Origin of the sequence: Actinomadura flavalba DSM 45200, assembly GCF_000374305.1 — a bacterium.
Classification (GTDB): Bacteria; Actinomycetota; Actinomycetes; order Streptosporangiales; family Streptosporangiaceae; genus Spirillospora; species Spirillospora flavalba.
Genome location: NZ_KB894110.1, coordinates 1 through 4,001 on the forward strand (window position 1 = coordinate 1; position 4,001 = coordinate 4,001).

At 68.9% G+C, this 4,001-nt stretch carries 3 protein-coding genes; 2 read left to right on the plus strand and 1 reads right to left on the minus strand.

The genetic code is table 11. The features are described from left to right. Window positions 1-131: 131 nt before the first annotated feature. On the minus strand, window positions 132-1,202 hold the full coding sequence (locus C229_RS33925) for a PucR family transcriptional regulator (RefSeq protein ID WP_081640068.1): 1,071 nt from the start codon (window positions 1,200-1,202) through the stop codon (window positions 132-134). Window positions 1,203-1,307: 105 nt separating this feature from the next. On the opposite strand from C229_RS33925, the gene C229_RS0128830 reads away from it, so the two are divergent. Both C229_RS0128830 and pruA read left to right on the plus strand, forming a co-directional pair. Continuing rightward, the gene (locus C229_RS0128830) at window positions 1,308-2,225 is read left to right on the plus strand and encodes a proline dehydrogenase family protein (RefSeq protein ID WP_026314253.1); all 918 of its coding nucleotides are present in this window, start codon (window positions 1,308-1,310) and stop codon (window positions 2,223-2,225) included. A 20-nt stretch (window positions 2,226-2,245) separates the two neighbouring features. Continuing rightward, the gene (gene pruA / locus C229_RS0128835; protein ID WP_018658594.1) at window positions 2,246-3,874 is read left to right on the plus strand and encodes an L-glutamate gamma-semialdehyde dehydrogenase; all 1,629 of its coding nucleotides are present in this window, start codon (window positions 2,246-2,248) and stop codon (window positions 3,872-3,874) included. Window positions 3,875-4,001: the final 127 nt, after the last annotated feature.

Sequence of the window (4,001 nt, forward strand, 5' to 3'; positions counted from 1 at the left end):
CGGCCCTTTCGCATTTTGCCCGGGGGGACGACCCCCCGGAGCCCCCCGGGGTGGGGGCTCTTCGCCCCCACGCCCCCATCGTGCGTGGTGCTGTTCGCTCTCGCGTTGCTGTTTTTGGCTTCTTGCCGTTTTTATAGGTGGGGGAGCAGGGTTAGGGCTAGGTGGAGGGTTAGGCGGTCTTGGCCGTTGGTCATGGATGTTTTGGTTAGTTCTTCTATTTTTGTCAGGCGGTGGTAGAGGGTTTGGCGGTGGATTTTTAGGGTGGCGGCTGTTTGTTTTATGTTGCCTGCGTTGTTTAGGTAGAGTAGTGCTGTTCTTGTTAGGGTTGGGTTTTGTTGTAGGGCCTTGATTTCTGGGGTTTCTAGTGCTGTTCTCAGGTTGGTCTCTTCTGACCAGCGTAGGAGGCGGCGTGTGCCCAGGGTGTTCCATGTTGTGGTTTCGCCTGTGGGTGTTGTGTGGGCTGCTGTTCTTGCCTGGTGCCAGGCTTCTTTGATGTCTTGGGGGGTGTTGGCTGGGGCGCTGGTTCCTGTTGTCACTGTTGTGCCTCGTTCTTCTAGGAGGCTTCTTGCTTTTTGTGTCACTCTTTTCGGGGTTTTTGATTGGGGGATCAGGAGGACGTGGTCCTCGTCTTTTGTGGTGGTCAGGACTCCCTTGGGGAGTTGCCAGGGGTTGAGGATTTCGGGTGTTGTCGTTCTCAGGACGGCTACTACTGCCGGGGTTTCCGGGTTCAGGTCTGTTGCCGCTCGTTGGCTGATCTCCCGGTCTGGGCTGAGTAGTTCTGCGAAGCGGAGGGCTTGGTCGCCTCGTTCTCTTGCCTGGCGGGCCATCAGGAGGCCGGCTTGGGCTCGGAGGTCGGTGGTCTGGGCGGCCGCCTTGGGGGTGATCTTCTCTTCGTCGTCCAGGAGCCAGAGGTAGCCGTAGGTGACGTCGTTCCAGCGGACGGGGAGGCAGAGGCGGGCCAGGAGGGACGCCTTCTCGTCCCTTGGGATGCGGACGGGGTCCGTCGCTCTGGTGATGCCGAAGCGTTCGAAGTACTCGCGCACCTCTCTGGTGGAGCGGCGGTGCAGGATCGAGTTCATGCGGACCGGGTCGATGGTCGTGCCGTGGGGCGCGTAGGCGACCAGGTGGAAGTCGCGGTCCTCCAGGGTCGCGGGGGCCTGGAGGAGGTCGGCGGCCTCTTCGGTGAGGTCTTGAAGGTCCATGTGACGTTTGTCTGACCCTTTGGGCTCGTGGACGTGACGATTGACGGTATCCCCAGGTCGGTGCCGGTTTCTAACGTGGAGCCACGACCTACGTCTGGAGGACCCGTGGCCAACTCTGTGCTGCTCGCCGCCGCACGCAGCCCGCGGCTGCGTTCCGCCGTGACGCGGCTGCCGCTCACGCGCGGTGTCGTGGACCGGTTCGTGCCCGGCGAGGGACTGCCCGACGCGCTCGCCGCCGTGGCGGAGCTGAACGGGACCGGGCTGCTCGTCACGCTCGACCACCTCGGTGAGGACACCACCGAACGCCGGCAGGCCGACGCCACCCGCGACGCCTACCGCGCGCTGTTCGCCGCGCTCGGCGCACACGGGCTCGCCACGCGCAACGACGCGTCCGTCAAGCTGTCCGCGCTCGGGCAGGCGTTCGACGAGGCGCTCGCGCTCGACCACGCCCTCGCCGTCTGCGCCGAGGCCGACCGGCACGGAATGACCGTCACCGTCGACATGGAGGACCACACCACCGTCGACTCCACGCTCGGCATCCTCGGCAAGCTCCGCGCCGAGTTCCCCCGCACCGGCGTCGCCGTCCAGGCCATGCTCCGCCGCACCGACGGCGACCTGCGCGACCTGACCGGCGCGGGGTCGCGCGTCCGGCTCGTCAAGGGCGCCTACGCCGAGCCCGCCTCCGTCGCGTTCACCGCGAAGGCCGACGTCGACCGCGCCTACGTGCGCGGCATGCGGACGCTCATGGACGGCGCCGGCCACCCCATGATCGCCACGCACGACGCGCGCATGCTGGACATCGCGCAGGCCCTCGCCCGGCACGCCGGACGCGACCGCGACGGCTACGAGTTCCAGATGCTCTACGGCATCCGCGCGACCGAGCAGCGCCGCCTGGCCGCCGAGGGCGAGACGGTGCGCGTCTACGTCCCCTACGGCGCCGACTGGTACGGCTACTTCATGCGCCGCCTCGCCGAGCGCCCCGCCAACCTCGGCTTCTTCCTGCGCTCCTTCCTGTCCCGCTGAACCCTTCGAGGAGGTCTCCCATGGACGCCGTCACCCAGGTCCCCGCGCCGGTGAACGAGCCGGTCCGCGACTACGCCCCCGGCAGCCCCGACCGGGCCCGGCTGGAGGCCAGGCTGGCCGAACTGTCGGCCGCGCCCGCCGACCTCCCGATGACGATCGGGGGAGCCGAGCGGCTCGGCGCGGGCACGAAGATCGACGTGGTGCAGCCGCACCGGCACGCCGCCGTCCTCGGCACGTTCGGCACCGCGACCCGCGACGACGCGCGCGACGCCGTCCAGGCCGCGCTGGCCGCCGCGCCCGCGTGGCGCGACCTGCCGTTCGACGAGCGCGCCGCCGTCTTCCTGCGCGCCGCCGACCTGCTCGCCGGGCCGTGGCGCGAGACGATCCTCGCCGCGACCATGCTCGGCCAGTCCAAGACGGTCCAGCAGGGCGAGATCGACAGCCCCTGCGAGCTGGTCGACTTCTGGCGGTTCAACGTCCACTTCGCCCGGCAGATCCTCGCCGAGCAGCCGGTCAGCGGGCCCGGCGTGTGGAACCGCAGCGACCACCGGCCGCTGGAGGGGTTCGTCTACGCGATCACCCCGTTCAACTTCACCGCCATCGCCGGGAACCTGCCCACCGCGCCCGCGCTCATGGGCAACGTCGTGGTGTGGAAGCCGTCGCCGACGCAGACGTTCGCCGCCGTGCTGCTCATGCGGCTGCTCCGCGAGGCGGGCCTGCCCGACGGCGTCGTCAACCTCGTCACCGGCGACGGACGCGACGTCTCCGACGTCCTGCTCGCCCACCCCGACCTCGCCGGAATCCACTTCACCGGCTCCACGCCGACGTTCCAGCACCTGTGGAAGACCGTCGGCGCCAACATCGCCACGTACCGGACGTACCCGCGGCTCGTCGGCGAGACCGGCGGCAAGGACTTCGTCGTCGCCCACCCCTCGGCCGACCCGGCGGTGCTGAAGACGGCGCTGATCCGCGGCGCGTTCGAGTACCAGGGCCAGAAGTGCTCGGCCGCGTCCCGCGCCTACGTGCCCCGATCGCTGTGGGAGGGCGGCCTGCGCGACGAGCTGGCCGCCGACGTCGACGGGCTGCCCATGGGCGACGTCACCGACCTGGCCAACTTCCTCGGCGCCGTCATCGACGAACGCGCGTTCGCCAAGGTCGCCGCCGCGATCGACCGCGCCGGGGACGACCCGTCCTGCGAGATCGTCGCGGGCGGCACCTACGACGACTCCACGGGCTACTTCGTCCGCCCGACCGTCATCGCCTCCACCGACCCCGCGAACGAGATCTTCCGCGACGAGTACTTCGGGCCGCTGCTCGGCGTCCACGTCTACGAGGACGCGCAATACGCGGAGATGCTGACGCAGATGGAGTCGGTGTCGCCGTACGCGCTCACCGGCGCCGTCATCGCCACCGACCGCGCCGCCATCGCCCGCACCCAGCACGCGCTGCGCTTCGCCGCGGGCAACTTCTACGTCAACGACAAGCCCACCGGCGCCGTCGTCGGCCAGCAGCCCTTCGGCGGCGCCCGCGCCAGCGGCACCAACGACAAGGCCGGTTCCGCCCAGAACCTGCTGCGCTGGACGTCCCCGCGCTCCATCAAGGAGACCCTCGTCCCGCCCACCGACCACCGCTACCCCCACATGGGCTGACACGCCCCGCCCCCGATTTGCACACCCGCCCACCACCCCATACAGTTAAGACATCACCGCGGGGTGGAGCAGTTCGGTAGCTCGCTGGGCTCATAACCCAGAGGTCGCAGGTTCAAATCCTGTCCCC